General features: G+C 62.7%; 14 protein-coding genes and 2 pseudogenes. 8 read left to right on the top strand and 8 right to left on the bottom strand.

Going from position 1 to position 18,844, the window contains the following annotated elements:
* Positions 1-167 precede the first annotated feature (167 nt).
* Both K309_RS0124825 and K309_RS0124820 read left to right on the top strand, forming a co-directional pair.
* Entirely contained in the window at positions 168-2,291 is a 2,124-nt protein-coding gene (locus K309_RS0124825) for a TonB-dependent siderophore receptor (protein ID WP_029048917.1), read from the top strand.
* A 215-nt stretch (positions 2,292-2,506) separates the two neighbouring features.
* The gene (locus K309_RS0124820) at positions 2,507-3,616 is read left to right on the top strand and encodes a tartrate dehydrogenase (RefSeq protein WP_029048916.1); all 1,110 of its coding nucleotides are present in this window, start codon (positions 2,507-2,509) and stop codon (positions 3,614-3,616) included.
* A 29-nt stretch (positions 3,617-3,645) separates the two neighbouring features.
* Here K309_RS0124820 and K309_RS0124815 read toward each other — a convergent pair whose 3' ends face one another.
* The 5 genes from K309_RS0124815 to K309_RS42530 form a co-directional block, all read right to left on the bottom strand.
* Positions 3,646-7,059, bottom strand: a complete 3,414-nt coding sequence (locus K309_RS0124815) for an adenylate/guanylate cyclase domain-containing protein (RefSeq protein WP_029048915.1) — start codon at positions 7,057-7,059, stop codon at positions 3,646-3,648.
* Between the two features lie 375 nt (positions 7,060-7,434).
* The gene (locus tag K309_RS0124810; RefSeq protein WP_029048914.1) at positions 7,435-8,097 is read right to left on the bottom strand and encodes an aspartate/glutamate racemase family protein; all 663 of its coding nucleotides are present in this window, start codon (positions 8,095-8,097) and stop codon (positions 7,435-7,437) included.
* 160 nt (positions 8,098-8,257) lie between these two features.
* Positions 8,258-9,583, bottom strand: coding sequence for an NAD(P)/FAD-dependent oxidoreductase (locus tag K309_RS0124805; protein ID WP_029048913.1), 1,326 nt, complete (start codon positions 9,581-9,583; stop codon positions 8,258-8,260).
* Positions 9,584-9,603: 20 nt separating this feature from the next.
* A complete protein-coding gene (locus tag K309_RS0124800; RefSeq protein WP_029048912.1) occupies positions 9,604-10,323 on the bottom strand; it encodes a cupin domain-containing protein in 720 nt (239 codons plus the stop codon).
* Between the two features lie 116 nt (positions 10,324-10,439).
* Entirely contained in the window at positions 10,440-11,069 is a 630-nt protein-coding gene (locus tag K309_RS42530; RefSeq protein ID WP_198030851.1) for a hypothetical protein, read from the bottom strand.
* Between the two features lie 201 nt (positions 11,070-11,270).
* Between K309_RS42530 and K309_RS43110 the strand changes: the two are divergent.
* From K309_RS43110 to K309_RS0124785, 4 genes and pseudogenes are all read left to right on the top strand, one after another.
* Positions 11,271-11,424, top strand: a pseudogene (locus tag K309_RS43110) (aldehyde dehydrogenase family protein); the annotation flags it as partial.
* Between the two features lie 28 nt (positions 11,425-11,452).
* Positions 11,453-12,778 carry an NAD(P)/FAD-dependent oxidoreductase gene (locus K309_RS0124795; protein WP_029048911.1) on the top strand — a complete coding sequence of 442 codons (1,326 nt, stop codon included), beginning with the start codon at positions 11,453-11,455 and terminating at the stop codon, positions 12,776-12,778.
* A 55-nt stretch (positions 12,779-12,833) separates the two neighbouring features.
* A complete protein-coding gene (locus tag K309_RS0124790) occupies positions 12,834-13,940 on the top strand; it encodes an MFS transporter (RefSeq protein WP_035878344.1) in 1,107 nt (368 codons plus the stop codon).
* 22 nt (positions 13,941-13,962) lie between these two features.
* Positions 13,963-14,367, top strand: a pseudogene (locus K309_RS0124785) (transposase); the annotation flags it as partial.
* 30 nt (positions 14,368-14,397) lie between these two features.
* Here the strand turns inward: K309_RS0124785 and K309_RS0124780 are convergent.
* The 3 genes from K309_RS0124780 to K309_RS0124770 form a co-directional block, all read right to left on the bottom strand.
* A complete protein-coding gene (locus K309_RS0124780; RefSeq protein ID WP_029048908.1) occupies positions 14,398-14,781 on the bottom strand; it encodes a nuclear transport factor 2 family protein in 384 nt (127 codons plus the stop codon).
* Positions 14,782-14,830: 49 nt separating this feature from the next.
* Positions 14,831-15,568: an IclR family transcriptional regulator gene (locus tag K309_RS37335; protein WP_051320593.1), complete on the bottom strand. Its 738-nt coding sequence runs from the start codon at positions 15,566-15,568 to the stop codon at positions 14,831-14,833.
* Between the two features lie 125 nt (positions 15,569-15,693).
* Complete coding sequence (locus tag K309_RS0124770; protein WP_029048907.1) at positions 15,694-16,242, bottom strand: VOC family protein; 549 nt, start codon at positions 16,240-16,242, stop codon at positions 15,694-15,696.
* 114 nt (positions 16,243-16,356) lie between these two features.
* On the opposite strand from K309_RS0124770, the gene mhpA reads away from it, so the two are divergent.
* Both mhpA and K309_RS0124760 read left to right on the top strand, forming a co-directional pair.
* On the top strand, positions 16,357-17,874 hold the full coding sequence (gene mhpA / locus K309_RS0124765; RefSeq protein WP_232232477.1) for a bifunctional 3-(3-hydroxy-phenyl)propionate/3-hydroxycinnamic acid hydroxylase MhpA: 1,518 nt from the start codon (positions 16,357-16,359) through the stop codon (positions 17,872-17,874).
* A 101-nt stretch (positions 17,875-17,975) separates the two neighbouring features.
* Positions 17,976-18,821 carry a fumarylacetoacetate hydrolase family protein gene (locus tag K309_RS0124760; protein WP_029048905.1) on the top strand — a complete coding sequence of 282 codons (846 nt, stop codon included), beginning with the start codon at positions 17,976-17,978 and terminating at the stop codon, positions 18,819-18,821.
* Positions 18,822-18,844: the final 23 nt, after the last annotated feature.

Genomic DNA, 18,844 nt, shown 5'->3' with positions numbered 1-18,844 from the left:
CACGCTCGTGTCGACGCAGCGCCCGCCAGGTGGGCCGTGCTGTATGGCCTTGCCCGCGCTAGCACGCAACCATCCGTGCCTGACAATTCCCACGCAAAAAATAGGTTAATGAGAATTCCTCTCATTTGCGCCGCTACATTGTGGCGCCTCTTGCCTTTGTCTCGCTCATGCCAGCATTTCCCTCTCACGCCAGGCGCATCGCCAGCCATGCCTGTCGCGCCAGCCTGATCCTGTTTCCTCTGTCCAATGCAGCGCTTGCCCAGGCGCAGGACGTGGCAGCCTCGGCCCAACTTCCAGAAGTCCGCGTCAGCGCGAATGGCGGCACAGGCGGATACGTTGCTGCCGAGGCCAGCGGTGCAACCCGGACCGAGACGCCGCTGCGGGAAGTGCCGCAGTCAGTGCGCGTGGTCACGTCGGCACTGATCGACGACCTGGGCGCGACGCGCCTTGCCGACACGGTGGACTATGTCAGCGGGGTGGCACGCCTCAATGACTTCGGGGGAACCTGGGACAACTATGCCATCCGTGGCTTCAGCAGCACGGACATGGGATACCTGGTTAACGGCTTTCCCGGATCGCGCGGCTACAATCCGATGCGCGATGCCGCGACGGTCGAGCGCTTTGAATTCCTGAAAGGCCCTGCCGCGGCGTTGTACGGCAGTAGCGAACCGGGCGGCACCATCAACATCGTCACAAAGAAGCCTCGCTTCACACGGGCAACTTCAGCGGAACTCAGTGCCGGTACGCTTGGCTTCGCGCGTGCCACGGTGGACACCACCGGCCCCATCAACGACCAGTTGGCCTATCGTCTCAATGTCATGGCGGAGGATAGTGCCAGCCGAAGCTCGCTGATCGACAGCAACAAGTATCTGGTTGCCCCCGCACTCGCCTGGGCGCCCGACGAGCGCACCCTGGTGCAGTACGAGGGGGAATTCATGCGCGTGCGCACGCCTCTGGACCGTGGCCTCGTCAATGTGAACGGAGAGCTGACCCTTCCCCGCGACCGCTACCTTCAGGAGCCGAACGACCCTAACCTTCATCTTTCCAGCAACACGCATCAGTTGACGCTGGACCGCGAAGTCGCCCCTGGCTGGCGGGCCAGGCTGGGCGTCAGTTACAAGGAATCGGGCTTCGAAGGCTATGCGGCGGAGTTCGGCAGCGTGCTGGCGGACGGTCGCACGCTCACACGACGCAACAGCTGGCGAACGCTACCGTCACGCGACACGTCGGCCCACTCCGAGGTGGAAGGCAACTTCCATACGGGTGGACTGGCTCACCGGATGCTTGTTGGTGTCGAGGCTTCGCGTCTGTACATGGGGATGGACATTTTCTATTCGAGCCTGGCGGCAAACCCGTATGCGATCGATATCTACGAGCCGGTATACGGACAAGCCAAACCGCCGGTATCGCCAAGCATCTCGACACGCGAAAACCAGCGAAACCTTGGCGCCTACCTTCAGGACGAAGTTTCGCTGAATGACCAATGGAAGCTGATGGCGGGCGTCCGGTTCGACAACTACCACCAATCGGTCGATAACCTGCTTACCGCCACATCGACACGCCAGAGCCAGACTGCCGTGTCGCCCAGGATCGGCCTGACGTGGCTGCCCACGGCCCAACTCTCGGCATACCTGTCACTTGGCAAGTCATTCCGCCCCAACAGCGGCGTGGACGAGGCAGGCAATGCGTTCGACCCCCAGCATGCGCGCGCGATCGAGGCCGGGCTGAAATGGCAGTCCGAGGACGCTCGCCTCGGTGCAACACTCGCGGTCTTCGATATTCGCAAGAACAACGTCCTGACGCGCAGCCCGACCAACCCTAACTTCAACATCGCCGCCGGCGAAGCCACAAGCCGCGGGCTCGAGATCGACGCCTTCGGCCAGCTGGACCAGCACTGGCGCATCAGCAGCAGTTTTACCCTGATGAACGCAAAAGTCACTGAGGACAACGCCATCGCGCCCGGCACCCGCCTGACCAATATTCCCAAGGTCAGCGCGAGCCTGCTCGCGATTCGTGAAGACGCCATGCCCGTGTTCGGCGGGCGGTACGGCATCGGCACAGGTCTCGTCTATGTGGGATCGCGCTCCGGCAATGCCACTGACACCTATTCACTGCCCGCCTACGCCACCGTGAAGCTAGTCACTTACTGGCAGGTCGATCGCCGCACGCGCGTCTTCCTGGACGTTCATAACGTGTTCGACAAGGCCTACTATCCCGCGTCGTGGGGCAACCTCGCCGTCGCGCCGGGGCTGGGACGGCAATTTGTCGCCGGACTGCGATACCAGTTCTGAATCCGCGGATGCGGCCCCACAGGGAAGCGCACGCTGGCCGGCATGCAAGCCTTGCCCACGCACAGCATGCCGGACACGACGACGAATAAAGGATTTCCTTCTGTCGCGCGGCAGGAATACGCAATGTGCCGCTGAAACACCGCTTCTACAATAGCGGTCATTGGCGCGGCCTTGGCAGGGCCATGGCGCAGTCTCTTATTTCACAGGAAATCGTCATGACGACCCGGACTTTCAACATCGCGGTGATCCCCGGAGATGGCATCGGCAAGGAGGTCATGCCGGAAGGCTTGCGCGTGCTCGGCGCCGCCGCGAGCCGCTTTGGTATCGGCCTGAACTTCACCCATATCGAGTGGGCAAGTTGCGATTACTACGCAGCCACCGGAAAGATGATGCCGGACGACTGGAAGGCGCAGCTTGCCGGCATGGATGCCATCTACTTCGGTGCCGTGGGCTGGCCCGATATCGTGCCGGACCATATCTCGCTGTGGGGCTCGCTGCTGAAGTTCCGTCGGGAGTTTGACCAGTACATCAATCTGCGCCCCGCCCGCCTGTTCGAAGGCGTGCCTTGCCCACTGGCGGGCAAGAAACCGGGGGATATCGACACGATCATCGTGCGCGAGAATACCGAGGGCGAGTATTCTTCGGTCGGTGGTGTGATGTACGAAGGCACGGAACGCGAAGTCGTCATGCAGCAAGCCGTGTTCTCGCGGCACGGCACGGATCGCGCACTCCGATTCGCATTCGATCTGGCGCAGCAGCGGCAACGCAGGCATGTTACGGTTGCCACCAAGAGCAACGGCATTGCCATCAGCATGCCGTGGTGGGACCGCCGGGCCTCCGCTATCGCGGAGGACTATCCGGATGTCAGCTGGGAAAAGCAGCACATCGACATTCTGTGCGCCCGCTTCGTGCTGCAGCCGCAGCGCTTCGACGTGGTGGTGGCGTCCAATCTGTTTGGCGACATCCTGTCGGACCTCGGCCCCGCCTGCACCGGTACGCTGGGGCTGGCGCCTTCGGCCAACCTGAATCCGCAGCGCACATTCCCTTCGCTGTTCGAGCCGGTGCATGGCTCCGCGCCCGACATTTACGGCAAGAACATTGCCAACCCCATCGGCATGATCTGGTCAGGCGCCATGATGCTCGATTTCCTCGACACCGATAACGACGCCGGAAGGAAAGCGCACGACGCGATTCTTGCCGCGATCGAGCATGTTTTGATCCACGGTCCGCGCACAGCCGATCTGGGCGGCAATGCCTCGACCACGGAAATGGGCGAAGCCATTGCCCACGCAGTGGAACGGATCAGTTTCGGCGGGCAAGCGTAGCTGTCTGGCTCAGGGGGCTGGCGTAGGCCTCAGGACAGTTCTTCCTGCAACTGTCTGGCCTGATTCCAGTCCACGGAATTCATGTCTTCCGTGCAAAGACCCTGCACGCGCGCCAGCAATCGCCGCGCCGCATCATCCTTACCTTGGCGATGCCACAGGTCGGCCAGGCTCACCGCGCATCGAAACTCGATGGCGTTGGCACCCTCGTCGCGGGCCAACTCCATCGCCTTGCCAAAACATGCCTCGGCTTCATGGACGATTGCAGACGAACCCTCCTCACCCGCCATCTGCAGCAGCACCTCGCCTTTGAGCCGGATCAACGCAGGATCATCAAAGCGCTCGCCAGTATTGGCCACCATGGCCAGCGCTTCGCCCAGCACGCGAAGCGCTAAGTCGCCATCTTCAGCCTGCCGATAAGCATCCGCCAGCAATCCCAGGAGTGAAGGTCGTCCCAATACCGCGCCGGAGGCTTCGAGGCCGTCAAAGCCGCGGCGCATCAGCGCGATACTGTCTTCGGGTGAACCCTTCGCCGCGAGCGCCCAGCCGCGCAATATCGTCCCCCAGGACAGATAGAGCTGGAAGCCATGTTCCTCCGACAGCGCGATCGCGGCTTCCGCGCACTCCAATACCCGTTGCGTGTCGCGCCGGCGCTGATGCAACTCGGCTGCGAAGGTCAGGCTGAGGGTGAGACCGAATGGATCGGTGGCCTGCCTGGCCAATGCGATCGCCTCCTCGCTTCGGGCACAGGCCTGTGCCGACAGGCCGAGGTACCAAAGCACCCAACTCAGGGAGCTGCGCATATGGACCGCGGGGTTCCGTGCGTAACGGAGCAGATGAGCATATGCGTGCTGCGCGGGCCGGTGCAGCGCCAGGGCCTGTTCCAAATGTGTGCGAGCCATAACGATCTCGCCCCGCCGGAATCGGGTGACGCCCAGCATGCGCTGCGCCTCAGCCGCCTGTTCCGGATCCCCGCTGTCCTCTGCGAGGCAGTGCAGCCCTTCTGCCAAGGCTTGCGCTGTCAAAAGCTGACCCCGCAGAAGATAGAAAGACCACAATCCCAACTGCGCCGAAAAGCGCTGTGGCGTTGCCGCTCCTTGTTCGCACAAGGCCAACGCGCGCGTATAGATCGTTTCTACCTCGGGCGCCCCATGCCCTCGCGCCGTGATATACGCAATGCCGAGATTCAGCAGCAAGTTGAGCTCGTCGCGCGCGCGATCCGGAGAGTCTGGCAGCGATCTGAGCAGTTCCAGCGCGTCATTGAAATGACGAATCGCCTCGCGCTGAGCGGAATGCTGTGCGGCGCGCTGTCCCGCAAGGCCCAGATACTCGATCGCCTTTCGCGTATTGCCGCTTTTGCTGTAGTGGTGCGCCAGTTCGCTGCAGTAATCCGTCAGGCTGCTGGGAAACAGCATCTCCATGGCCTGGGCCGTGCGCTCATGCAGCGCACTGCGCCGGTCACTCAGCAGCGAACTGGCGGCAACCTCCTGGGTCAGCGCATGTTTGAACGCATACTCGAGTTCCGGGAATGCCGGACGCTCGTAGATAAAATCACCCATCTGCAGCTCGCCCAACATTGCATGGAGTGCCTGATCCGGTAGCGCCGTGACTTGTCGGACCAGGCTCAGCGTAAACTCCTTGCCGATGATCGCAAGCGTCTGCAGCAACTCCTTCTGCACGGGCGGAAGGCGGTCAATGCGTGAGGCAAGCACGCCTTGCACTGTGGTCGGCATATGTAGTGACACTATGCACTGCTCCAGCCGGAAGTTGCCCCGCTCGCCGCGCAGGACGTCCTCCTCGGCTAGCGTGGTGACGACTTCCTCCATGAAGAAGGGATTGCCCTCTGTCTTGGCCTGGATTTCCCGCTTCAGCGACTCGAGGGAGGGATGATCCCCCATCAGTGCCGTGAGGAATCCCTGTGCATCCACCTGCCCCAATGGCTCCAGATGCAGGTTGAGGTGGCAGGGTATGCCTGCAACCTGGGCATATTCCGGGCGGTAGTTGACGAGCAGCAGGATGCTTGCGCTCGGCACGTGATCGGCGAGGACATTGAGGAAAGCCTCCGTCTCACTGTCAAGCCATTGCAGGTCGTCGAACAGCACCATGAGCGGTTGAATCTCGCTCTCGCACATTAGCAGCCGCACAATGGCATCAAACGTTCTTTGCCGGCGAATAGAAGCTTCCATCATCGGCAGGGCCGACCCCCGCTCCCTGGTTCCCAGCAGGTAGAGCAGGTAGGGAAGTAGTTCCTCTGGCGCGCAATCGATCGCCAGCAGCCTGCCATTGACCTTGTCGCGAATCTGCTGGTCGTCATCCTGCGCGGCAATATCAAAGTACGCTTTGAGTAAGTCAATCAAGGGCAGATAGGGGAACGCCTTGCCATGCGAAACCGAAAAGGTCTCGAGCACCTTGCAGCCCTGCTGAGCCCGTGCCTTGAACTCATGAAACAGACGCGATTTTCCGACGCCGGCCTCGCCCGCTACGCCGACGACCCGCCCATGACCCTGCCTTGCCGAATCCAGCGCCTCCTGCAAACGCTGCAATTCCGCCTGGCGGCCGAAGAATCGCGCCAGACCGCGATGCACCGCCACTTGCAGGCGGGTACGCAGCGCGCCAGCGCCGACAACCTCGTACACCGCAAGCGGTTGCTGGATGCCCTTGACGGAAATGGTTCCCAGGCTTCGGAATTCGAAGTAGCCTTCGGTCAGCCGATGGGTTGCTTCGCTGACGAGGATCGATGAGGGTGTTGCGACCCCTTCCATCCGTGACGCGATATGAATCGTGTGCCCCACCGGGTCGTAGTCCGTGCGCAGGTCATCCTTTCGGATCGAACGCACCACCACTTCGCCGGTATGAACGCCAACGCGGATCAGCAGCGGCAAGCCTGTCTCCCGATGGGCACGGTCATTATGGCGGTGCATCGCTTGCTGCATGCGCAGCGCGGCGTACAGGGCCCGCAACGGGTGATCCTCGTGGGCGATCGGCGCCCCGAACAGCGCCAGGATCCCATCGCCCAGGAATTTGGCAACATACCCCTCATAGTGGTGAACGGCTTCCATCATCAAGGCCACCACCGGGTCGATTAACTCACGTGCCTCCTCGGGATCGAGGTTCTGAATCAGGGCCGTCGACCCCGCGATGTCCGCAAAAAGAGCCGTAATGGTTTTGCGTTCGCCGTCTGCTTGCCCCCTCGCCTCCATCGCCGCCTGCTCGGCAAGAATGCGCTCGGCAAGGTGCGGCGGCGTGTAGAAAACGGGCGCGGCGGAAACTGGCGGGCATTGACCGGCGGGGGAATCAGGAAGGGATACGCCGCAAAGGCCACAGAATCTTGCGTCGGCACCTGACTCATGGCCGCATCGTGGGCATAGCCGGGCGAGGCTCTGTCCGCATGCCTCGCAAAAGCGTCCGCCCGCAGGGTTATCGAATCCGCACTTTGTGCAGCGCATATCACCCTCTGACCGCCTAACCTGTCACTAGTCATTAGAGACTACCAGGATAGTGTCCCGCAAGCCGTGTACCGCCAACGCAAGGGGTAAGTAGACCCCCGCCCCCCGAGCCTCTTGCAGACCCGGTGACATCGTCGGCGATGCAGCCGAGCAAGATGGTTATGGCTTTTCCGTGTTGCGAGCGAAGGACAGTTTGCTGCCCGAGAAGGATCACGGCCAAGCGATGACTATCGTGCCGTTCGCCGCGTGCCGCGCCGAGCCCTGCATTCCTCTTCCATGACCTAAACCTGTGGCCAGGCCATGGGCACAAGGCCATCAGTTCCTTCAAGGCTCGAGTATGAGAGGGGCAGTGGCTTCGGCCATGGCGGGCAAGTATCAGGCCGACTCCCGCACCCGGGCGACCACCTCCTGCACCAACAGTTCCGGGCTCGCGAACACCGGCAGCCCCAGTTGGTCAGCGAGCGGTTCGCTCAAGTGCGCCAACGAGGCTTGCGCCAGGACGATGCGATCGACGCGTGGCGCCAACTCTGCTGCAGCTTCGCACACGATGCGATCGTGCAGGTCATGCTGGCTACTGGCCAGGGCATCGAATGCCGCCGCACACAGGACGCTCTCCGCCGGGATCACCCGGCCGGCGTTCTGCGCGTGCGCAGTCAACAGTGCCCGGCTCGGTGCGACCGTCGACGAGGTTGTGCAGATCAGACCGACGCGGCCCGGGGAGCTTGCCACGCGGGCGTAAAGGGGGTCATCGATCTTGAGGATCGGCACACTTACCGTCTGGCGCGCCGTATCGATGGCCGGCGAAGTCGAAGAGCACGTGAAAACGATCAGCTCGGCACCTGCATCAACTGCCGCCTGTGAGAGTGTGACGATGCGGCGCGTGATGCCGCTTGAAGGACCTTGCCGGATCAGATCCTGCAGGACACTTTCGTCCAGCATGTGAAAGCAGTCTGCGTCTGGCAGTTCCAACTGGAAGCGCGGACGGAAACGCTCGACCAGCATCGCGACGGTATGGATGAAGGCAATGCGCCGGATCATGGAAGCCCCTTCGGGTGGTCAATGGAGAGATCAGTAGTGCTGCGCGAGCCATCGGTCGACTTCCGCGCGCAGCGGAATGGTGCGATCTTCAGGTACTAAAAAAATGGAGTCAAAGTCCGGCCAGCTGTTCGAGCGTGATCGGTCGCGTCGCAGGCGCAGCCTAGAAATCAGCGACCTTGCCCCATGCCGAGTCGCTGAACCGCTCGGGCCGGTACGGTAAGGGATCAACGATCGGTTCGGCACCGGTGGCGAGGTCCGCGATAAGGTGGCCGGCGCCAGGGCCGATGCCAAAGCCGTGTCCCGAAAAGCCCGCCGCCAGGATGAAGCCCGGTATGGATGGCAGTTCGCCGATGCCGGGAACACCATCCGGCGTGCTGTCGACAAAGCCGGCCCAGGCGTCCGTGATCCTTGCTTCGCGCAATTCAGGCAGGAGTTCGAGAGCGCGACGGTGGGTCTCCCTGACCGTCGCCGGATCGGGCTTCGGATCCAGGATGCGCACTCGCTCCATTGGGGTCGGCGCATCGAGCCGCCACCGCTTGAGCGTTTCGTGCCCACCACGAATGCCTTCCAGGCCTCCCGGAAGAAGGCTGCGCCAGCGCTTGGCAAACATGGGCACGAACTGTGGGGCGAATCGCATGAACTGTGGCGTCACGTCCACGCGTGCGCGGCCGCTGATGGCCAGTGCGTAGCGTCCGTCGCTGCGGCGCGTGACGGACACGCCTGTCGTATACAGGGCATCGGGCAAGGGACGCTCCACAGGGGAAACGCTGAGGATGGATTGACGGATCGAAGCCTGGGGAAAACGGATGCCGAGCTGGCGGCAGAACGAGGAGGCCCAGGCGCCGCCGGCCAGCACGGCGGTCCTGGTCCTGATGACTCCGGCTTCCGTGATAACGCCGCTGACTCGTCCGCCTTCCGTCTCGATGCCGCGGGCGGCGCAATCTTGCTGGACGCTGCCACCGAGCTTGATGAGCGCGGCTGCCACGGCCGGTGCAGCCTTGCCAGGATCGGCGGTGCCATCGCTGGGCGAGAAGACGCCGCCTTTCCAGGCGCGCCCGGTCGCCTGCCCCCGCTGGGCGGCTTGCTGGCTATCGAGCATGTAGGTTGTCACGCCGGCCGTCTTTGCAAAATCGCGCCAACTGGACCACCGGGATAGCTCGGCCTCGTCGTTACTGAGATACAAGAGCCCGCAGCGATGGAAACCCGTGTCTTCCCCGCTTTCGGCGCCAAAGCGTTCCCAGAGATCAAGGCTCTTGCTCGCTAACGGCAGTTCGCGAGCATCGCGGTTCTGCTGCCGGCACCAGCCCCAATTGCGGCTCGATTGCTCGGCGCCGATCCTCCCCTTCTCGACCAAGGCGACCGAAACGCCGCGCCTGGCCAGGTAGTAGGCGGTAAAGACGCCGATGATGCCGCCGCCGATCACGACGACGTCAGCCGAAGCCGGCAGCGTGGGCGAAGTTTGGATGTGGTACAGCGGAGGGGACATGATGTATCTCGCTCGTCGATTCAAGCCTGGACGCTTTGAACCACGTAGAACTTCGCCACGCGATCGCTGCTTTCCCACCCGATCGGTGCGCCCCGGGGCACGAACAGCGCATCTCCGGCGCCCACCGACAGCACGCTGCCATCCGGGGCTGCGAACCGCACGCTGCCTGCCAGCAGATGCATGAATTCGTTGACGCGATGCGGACGGACGACCCGGTGGTAGGGTGTTGAGTCCCAGGTGCCCGCGAGGTACCGGGCGCCCTCGTCGGTGAAGACATTGTCGCTGCGGCATTGGGGGGACGGGCCCAGCAGCGTCTCCGCCGGCGGCGGTGTGGACGGCTTGAAGTCGGCTTTGGCGCGCAAGGGGATGAGGCCGGGGTTGGTCGGTTCCCCGCAAGCCGCCGCACAAAACGAAAACCGCACGCGGGATGCAGCGTGGATGCGCAGCGCGGTACCGCAGCCGATGACAGCGCCCGCTTGTGGACCGAGCACCAGCGGTGCCGCCCCGGCCGCGGTCAGGGTCAGCTCTCCTTCCACCACAACGATGGTTTCAATGTGAGGAAAGCTCGCGACATCGAGCTCACCAATGAAGCTGGCCCGACCAGCGATCACGGAGTCGGCTCCTTCCCATGCGATTTCGCGCTGTCGTGCAAAGGGATCGTCATTGCCGAAGGCCGCCCTGCGGAACTCGGTTGAAACGGGTGCGCCGTCGGCGCGATGCAGCACTAAGGCCACGGTCATGATTGCTCCTGCGCGATGCGCGATGTCTTCACTGAAAGCCTGTCAGGCGGTACCGGGTGCCGATGCATCCTGGAAGCCAAGAATGGCTTTGGTTTCCAGGCATTCCTCGAGACCTTCTATTCCGTATTCGCGACCATCCACCGAACGCTTGTAGCGGAGCTCATTGCCATCCATAAAAGCGCGGCCATGGATGCTTGGCAATGCGGTGCGGTGCCGTGCGTCATGATGGGGCTGAAGTCGGGCCGTTGGATGTCCAAAAGTTTAGGCCGCGTGCGCCTCTCGCCGGTGCTGAAATTGGGGTCTTGCTCAAAGCAAGCTGCGGTTGTGCGAGTCGCTACAGCACATCCTGCCATCGCGCTACGTGATGGGCCTTCACAGCGGTCGCACTCGACCGGTGGCGGCACGCCCAGCACCAAGGCCCACATGCCCATCAGCACGTGTTGCAGATCGATGGTTCTTCGAGGGACGCCCACTAATCCTGAGACTGCGGCTTTTAACCAAGCTGAATCAGTAGGGCGAAGGGAAGCACGACCGTGGGCCCGTTGAAGCTCGCGTGCGCTTCGATTTGCAACGCCCGCGAGCGTGCGCCACGCGCTGGTGACGTGAGCGGCTGATTTGTTGGGCTCTCGCTCGGCGACTAATTGCATTTTGTGCCATTCGAGTAGCATTTCGGCATAGGGTGCTGGCAGCGCGTCATAAAACAGCAGCTTCGTGATGATCAACCGCGTGTTTCGCAAGAAGCGCATGGCAACTCTATGTTGCAATGACACTAGCCGAAGGTTCACTCACTCGCTCCACCACAGCGAAACATCGAAGCGCCACTGCCATGAAGCGCAATACGTACTGGATCGCTATCCCAGCCGCGCGCATGTCGCCCGACGAGGATGAGTATATGCATCTGAAGCATTCGAGCGAAGGACCGCCCTGATGAAACACGCTCGCATCCTGCCGGCCAAGTGCATATCAACTATCCGGCATGGAACGCCCATGCCCTCTTCGAAGGCTATAAGCGTTCGGTGGATGGTCGCGAATACGGAAGGCCTGGAGGAGTCTCTCGAAACGACGGCCATCCTTGAACACGGTGATGAACAACCAGCATGAATACCGCCCTGAGCGGGGAAACTCATCCATGTCCCAACCCTTGCGTCTCATCGAGACTTCCTCTCCCCTGCCCACCCATGCCGACGCCGTAGTGATCGGCGGCGGCATCATCGGCATCTTTGCTGCCTACTACCTGGCCCGGCGCGGCCTGACGGTAACCGTCGTCGAAAAAGGCCGCATCGGCGCCGAACAGTCGAGCCGCAACTGGGGCTGGTGCCGTCAACAGAACCGCGACGCGCGTGAGTTGCCGATGGCCACCCGGAGCCTCGAACTGTGGGAACGGTTTGCTGAAGACTCTGGCGAAGACACGGGTTTCCGCCGGTGTGGCTTGCTGTACCTCAGCAACGACGAAGAGGAAATCGCACGCTGGGCCAAATGGCGCGATTTCGCCAGAACGGCCGGCGTGACAACCCACATGTTGAGCGGTCGTGAGGCCGCCGAACGGGGCTGGGCGACCGGCCGCGCGTGGAAAGGCGGCGTGTTCTCGCCCAGCGATGGCACGGCCGATCCCGCCAAGGCGGCGCCGTCGGTCGCTGCTGCGCTCATGAAGCTCGGCGGTACCGTGCAGCAGAATTGCGCTGCGCGAGGCATTGAGCTCGAGGGCGGCCGTGTCAGCGGCGTTGTCACGGAAGCCGGAACCATCAAGACCCGCATCGCGGTGTTCGCTGGCGGCGCCTGGGCATCCTCGTTCTGTCGCCAATTGGGTATTCGCTTTCCCCAAGCCACCGTTCGCCAGTCCATCGTGCGCGTGTCTGGGGTGGCTGAGCACCTCCCTGACGCCCTGCACACTGCGCGCGTGTCCATCACCCGCCGCAGCGATGGCAGCTACAACCTGGCCATCAGTGGCCGCGGACGCGTGGACCCGACGGCGCAACTCCTACGCTTCGCACCGCAGTTTCTGCCGATGTTCGCCAAGCGCTGGCGGAATGTGTTTCCCGGCGGATTGGAAGGGATTCGTGGCGGCCACGAAACGCTCGCGCGGTGGCGACTGGATGCACCCACGCCCATGGAACGGGTGCGAATACTCGATCCGAAGCCGGATGCGGCGGCTGTCAAGCAAACCTATGACCGTGCCGTCGAACTGATGCCTGCACTGGGCCAGGCCGGCATCGCCAATGCCTGGGCTGGCTTTGTGGACAGCACGCCGGATGGCGTCCCCGGGATTGGTGAGGTGCCGGAGATTCCCGGATTCATCCTGGCCGCGGGCTTTTCCGGTCACGGGTTCGGTATCGGCCCCGGCGCAGGCCACCTTATCGCCGATCTTGTGAGCGGTGAGGAGCCAATCTTCGATCCTGCCCCGTACAACCCAGCGCGCTTCAGGCAGTCGGCCTGGGGCAAGGTGGCAGATTTCTAGAGTCCACCACCCCGTGTCTCGTCTCCATAGTCAAGCCAGCGAACTGGCGCGGCTGATGCTCACTCAGCTATTCCTCAACGCGTGCGTCGCAGGCATGCGGATGACCATGTCGCTGCGCGTGGCCAAAGGCGAGGAGGCAGTGGGATGCCTGATCGCGCTGTTCGCCCTTTCCCAGGTTTTCCTCGCACTGCCAGCGGGCCGGTACTGCGAGCGACATGGGCTCAAGGGACCGATCCTGCGATCTGTAGCGCTAGCCGTCTTCGGCTGTGCCCTTGCGGCTGCATGGCCGATATTCCCGGTGCTGTGCGTCAGCGCAGTGCTCACAGGTGGTGCAGGCGGTGTCGCCATCATTGCGGTTCAGCGCCACACTCCGCGTATCGTCAGCGGCCCGGCCGCACTCAAGAATGCGTTTTCCTGGCTTGCGATAGGTCTGGCCCTATCCAATGTCCTGGGGCCGTTCGTAGCCGGGGTCGTGATCGATAGCTCGGGGTTTCACGCCGCCTTCCTGGCGATGGCGACACTGCCGCTGCTAGCGTGGCTAGCCGTGCGAGGCGTGGGCGGTCACGAGTCCATATCACCGGAGGCGGTTGGTCGCCCAGGCAGTATCTGGAACCTCTGGCGCGATCCCGGCCTGCGACGGCTCCTCATCGTCACATGGTTGCTGGCGTCATGCTGGGACGTGCACACTTTCGTGGTTCCATTGCTGGGGCACGAGCACGGCCTGTCAGCTGCGGTTATCGGCAGCATCCTGGGTGCCTTTGGCATCGGCGCCGCAGCCGTACGACTACTGACACCGCTGGTGCTGACACATCTGCGCGAATGGGCCGTACTAGTCGGGGCAATGACTGCCACCGCCATCCTTTTCGGAATGTACCCACTAATGTATGCGCCGTTGGCTATGGGTGTGTGCTCCGCACTACTCGGTTTCTGCCTCGGCAGTGTGCAGCCGATGGTCATGAGCCTCCTGCACCGGTTAGCGCCTGCGCACCGCTATGGGGAAGCGGTCGCGATGCGCGTGATAGTGATCAACGTGTCGAGCGTCGGTATCCCCATGGTCTCCGGCGTAGCCGGTTCCTTGATCGGCACTGCGGGCGTGTTCTGGGCCGCAGGGATAATGGTGGCTGCCGGCACCAGGCTAACGATCGGTCTAAGGAAGCACTAAAAGAGGCAACGTAATGGGTATCCGCCCGTTCTTCGAGCTGCTCGGCCCTGAGGGATGTGCCAGGCTACGTGCAGCCGTCATGGATATGAACACCGCCTACGATCCGGAGGTGCGCATGCATTGCCCGCAAGCCGAGGTGGTCTATGACCTGTTCCATGTGGTAGCCAAGTACGGGCGGGAGGTCATCGACAGAGTTCGAGTGGACGAGGCGAACCGTCTGCGCGGTGACCGGGCGGCGCGCAAGGTGGTCAAATCCTCGCGCTGGCTGCTGCCACGCAACCGGGAGAACGTCAAACGAGAGGCCGACCAGATCCGGCTCGAAGAGCTTCTGGCGGCCAACAAGGCGCTGATGACGGTCTACGTGCTCAAGGACGATCTCAAGACCCTGTGGGACTACCGGCACCGCGGCTACGCCAGGCGGTTCTGGCCCGGAATTCGGCGATGAACCAAAAATTTATTATTCCGTACGCTTCGTCGAGTGCTGATGGATGAGTGTCCACACCTCGCCAATGGGCACCCAGAGCTGCGAAGTCCATCCGCTGACGCTGACCGTGCCGGCATCGGTGCGGCGCTGCAGCTCCTGCTCGACTGGACCGACGGCCAGCACCGCGCCGTTCGCCAGCCGGTAGCTTGGCGGTTCCGGTCGCCAGATCCTTTGGGTCTTGATCTTGCTGGCTAGGAACTCGAGATAGGCGGGCTTGTCGTGCAACACTCCGGTCGAATGGATAAAGGTCAGCCGATCGGCCAGGATCTTCTGCAGGGCCGCCCAGTTGTCGTTCAATGTTGCCTCACAGCGGGCGCGCTCAGCGGCTTCGATGGCGCGTTGAAGTGCTTCTTGCATGTCGTCTACCATGGTTGCCGCCGGCACCGCATCCCGGCCCGCGATCCCGCTAGGTGATCAAGGCCTGTTCAGCGACGGCGTCGGAGATCTTCTCCGCGGTCGCCTTCAATCGCTCGAGCAGTTTTTCCTGGTCCATGAATTCGAAGCGGCTGAGGGGCGCCACCAACCCCAGCGCACCGATCGCCTGAGGACCGGTGGCGAACAACGGCACCCCGATCGAACTCATTTGCGCCTCGAGTTCGCCCCGCGATACGTAATGGCCTGCCTTACGGATGCGCTGCATGCTACGCCAGAACTCATCGAACGTGCTTCCCATGCCGGCCTCGCAGATTTCGGCTGCATGTTTCTCGAACAACCGCGCGAGCCGGGCGCGCGTCTGCGTCGCCAGGATGACTTTGGGTGCAGCCCCCTTGAATAGCGGCCTCGGCCGGCCTCGTCCATAGGCCAGGTTCCAGCCCCCGCTCGTGCTCTCCCGATGGGTATCGACGATCTCCTCGTCGAAGATTCGAGTCATTACGCAATCGCAGCCGGTCTGTTCTGATAGCTCCCGCATTAGAGGCTGCCCTATACGGAAGAACGGGTCCACTGTGCGCAGCTGATAGTCCAACGTCATCACCCTGGGTCCCAGCGTATAGCTACCGTTGCCCAGACGTGCCAACAGGCCGGCTTCCACCAGTTCGCGCAGATATCGGTAGCCGGTCGGCGCCGAACAGCCGATCACGGAGCAGATGGCTTCCGATGACCACACCGGGCTCTCGACCGAAAAGAGATCGAGGATCGAGAGCATCTTGGACGAACTTGACATCGGAGCGGCGCGGAAGGGAAAGACGCAAGCTGAGTAAGGGAGCGGCACCGAGGCAGCTCCGAGGCAGCCCACATTGTAGCGAATGTGCCCCTGCCCTCCACCACCCGTCAGGCCACCCCCATCTTCCTCGCCATGCGCGCCCGCCACGCCTCGCGCGGCTCGAATCCGGGCAGCGAGCGGGCGTGCTTCTCGATCTCTTCCATCAGCACGTCGTCCGCCAGGGAGAAGTCAACCGGCACCCGCATCGGCTGGCTGACATACCAGGGGGTATCGACGAACAGCTCCAGCCTATTGCCCTCCGGGTCGCGCGCATAGACCGATACGGCATTGCCGTGCGTGATCGGCTGGATATCCGTTGCGCCGGCCGCGGCCAGACGCCCGAACAACTCCTTCAGCGTAGCGAGGCTGTCTGCACGCAGGGAGATCTGGTTGATCACGTTAAAGGACACGTGCTCCGGCCGCCCCGTGGCCAGCACGATCTGGTGGTGTTCGTTTGGATCGCGACTCAGGAAGACCAATTCGAGAGGTCCGCTCGGTCCGCTCAACTTGCCGGAATCCGTGATCGTGAAATCGAGCAACTCCGTATAGAAGCGGGTCATCGCCGGCAGATCCCCGACGTACATGCCGACATGGCTGAAGTGCAGTCCCTTGCGCATCACAAATCTCCTTTGAAATCATATTTTGATAGTGTAGCTCATTTTTATTGACACAACTCAACTTCAATGTGTACTGTTATCACATTTTGATAGTCATAGATTCGGAGACGGTAGATGATGTTTGATGTAGCGGTCATCGGGCTAGGCCCTGTCGGCGCAACGTTGGCCAACCTGCTGGCAACGTATGGGCTCACGGTCGCGGTGCTGGAGCGGGAGGCGGCGCCGTACGCGCTTCCGCGCGCAGTGCACTTCGACGCTGAGTGCATGCGCGTCTTCGATACGATCGGGGTCGCGCAGGATGTCGGCGCCGCTTGCCATGTTTCGCCTGGCATGAAATTCGTGAATGCCGGCGGGCAACTGTTGGTGGATTGGCCCCGCCCACAGGAAATCGGCGCGCAGGGCTGGCATTCGAGCTATCGCTTCCACCAGCCCGATTTGGAGCACACCCTGCGCGCCCGCCTGTCCGGCCGACGCAACGTCACCGTGCATCTGCGCAGCGAGGTGTACGCAATCGAAGAGTCCGACAGCCATGTCACGGTCAAGTACGAAGACCTCAGCCGCGGCAAGCTGGAAGCTATTGAGGCCGCCTACGTGGTGGGAGCCGATGGCGCGCGTTCGCTGGTACGCCGCCTGATCGGCGGCGAGATGGAGGATCTCGGCCTGCATGAGCGCTGGCTGGTCTTCGATGCTGTGCTCAAGCGCCCATGGTCAGCGTTGGGCGATTACAGCGTGCAGTTCTGTGACCCGGCCCGCCCCGCAACTTATGTGCGTGGTGTAGGTGAGCGCCGGCGCTTCGAGATCATGCTGCATCCCGGCGAGGATGCTGCCGAGATGGCGCGACCAGAGACGGTATGGTCCCTGATCGAACGCTGGATGAAGCCGGAGGATGCTGAGCTCGAGCGCGCCGTCGTGTATACCTTCCACGCGCTGGTCGCACAGCGCTGGCGCCGCGGCCGGCTATTGCTGGCGGGAGATTCCGCGCACCAGACGCCGCCCTTCCTTGGTCAGGGTCTATGCGCCGGCATCCGGGATGCTGCCAACTTGGGATGGAAGCTGTCGGCGATCCTTCGCCAGGGCGCAGCTGATGCCTTGCTCGATACCTACCAGGACGAGCGCGCACCGCACGTCAGCGAATACATCAGTCTGGCGGTGGAACTGGGACGCATTATCCAGGCCAGGGAACCGGCCGAAGTCGCCGAACGCGACAGCGCGCTAGCCACAGCGCCGCGGATGCTGCGCAGCCTAAGTCCGCGCTTGGGCCAGAGCGGACTCCGCCTAGCCGAGCCGGCCAGTGGGGTCGTCGCCGCCCAGCCCTTGCTGGCTTCAGGCCGGCGCCTGGATACGGTTACCGGCCAATCTTTCGTCGTCCTCGCCAGACCGGAACTGCTCACCGCCGACTCCTGCCAGGCCCTGCACGCACTGTTGCCCTACCCACTTGCCGTCGTGGAAGACGCAAGCGCCGAAACGCTGGCCTGCCTGGACGAGCTGAATGCAGGCGCCGTCGTGATCCGCCCGGACCGCTACGTCTTCGGCACGGCATCGGACGTTCCGCAGCTGCAAGCGCTTCTGGCACGTCTCGCCCGAATTTTCCACGAGGAACAAGCACCGCAGGCGGCAGCCGCGGCCTGCTAAGCAGTGCGATCTCTTATTCGAGACGCCCGAGCCGCACAGGGTCACGCTAGCGGCGTCTTCTTTTACCCCAGTACGACTAGTCTGAAATTGGAGATACATCGATGAAACTCATCAGCTTTTCTCGTAAAGGCGCCAACAGCTTCGGCGCCATCGTCAATGAAGGTGTGGTGGATCTTGGCGCGCGCCTCAATCTGACCGACCTCGGCGCGGCTCTTCGCCAGGTCGGCATCGATGCCATCAAAGAGCTTGCGTCGAAGTCGCCGGCCGACTTCGACCTGGCGAAATTCGAGGCCTTCCGACCCGTAGTGGCGGATCCCGACAAGATCCTGTGCGCAGGGCTCAACTATGACGAGCATGTGCAGGAAACAAAAAAGCAGCGCACCGAGCGTCCGACCATCTTCATGCGTGTCGCCGCATCGCAGGTGGGTCATGAGCAGTCCATCGTTCTGCCGCCGGAATCGGATCGCCTCGACTACGAAGGCGAGATCGCGGTCGTGATCGGCAAGGGCGGCCGCCGTATCGCCGAGGACCAGGCTTACCAGCACATTGCCGGCTTCGCCTGCTACAACGACGGCAGCATCCGCGACTGGCAGTTGCATACCTCGCAATGGGGCCCCGGCAAGAACTTTGAGTCGACCGGCGGCTTCGGCCCGACATTGGTCACGGTCGACGAGATCGGCGAGAACGAGGTGCTGACGCTCGAGACCCGCCTGAACGGTCAGGTCATGCAGCATGCCACCACAGACATGCTGATCTTCTCGATCCCCACCCTGATCGCCTATTGCTCCAGCTTCGTCACGCTCGTGCCGGGCGATGTGATCGTCACCGGCACGCCGGGTGGCGTCGGCGCCAAGCGCAATCCGCCGGTTTTCATGCGCGACGGCGACGTGGTCGAGGTAGAAGTGAGCAAGCTGGGCATCCTCCGCAACCACATTCGCGCCGAGTAACCCTACCCATCGGGCGGTCTGCG

It is taken from the genome of Cupriavidus phytohabitans (assembly GCF_000426345.1).
GTDB lineage: Bacteria > Pseudomonadota > Gammaproteobacteria > Burkholderiales > Burkholderiaceae > Cupriavidus.
The sequence above is the reverse complement of the archived record's forward strand: the minus strand, read 5'-3'. Positions and strand labels throughout refer to the sequence as shown.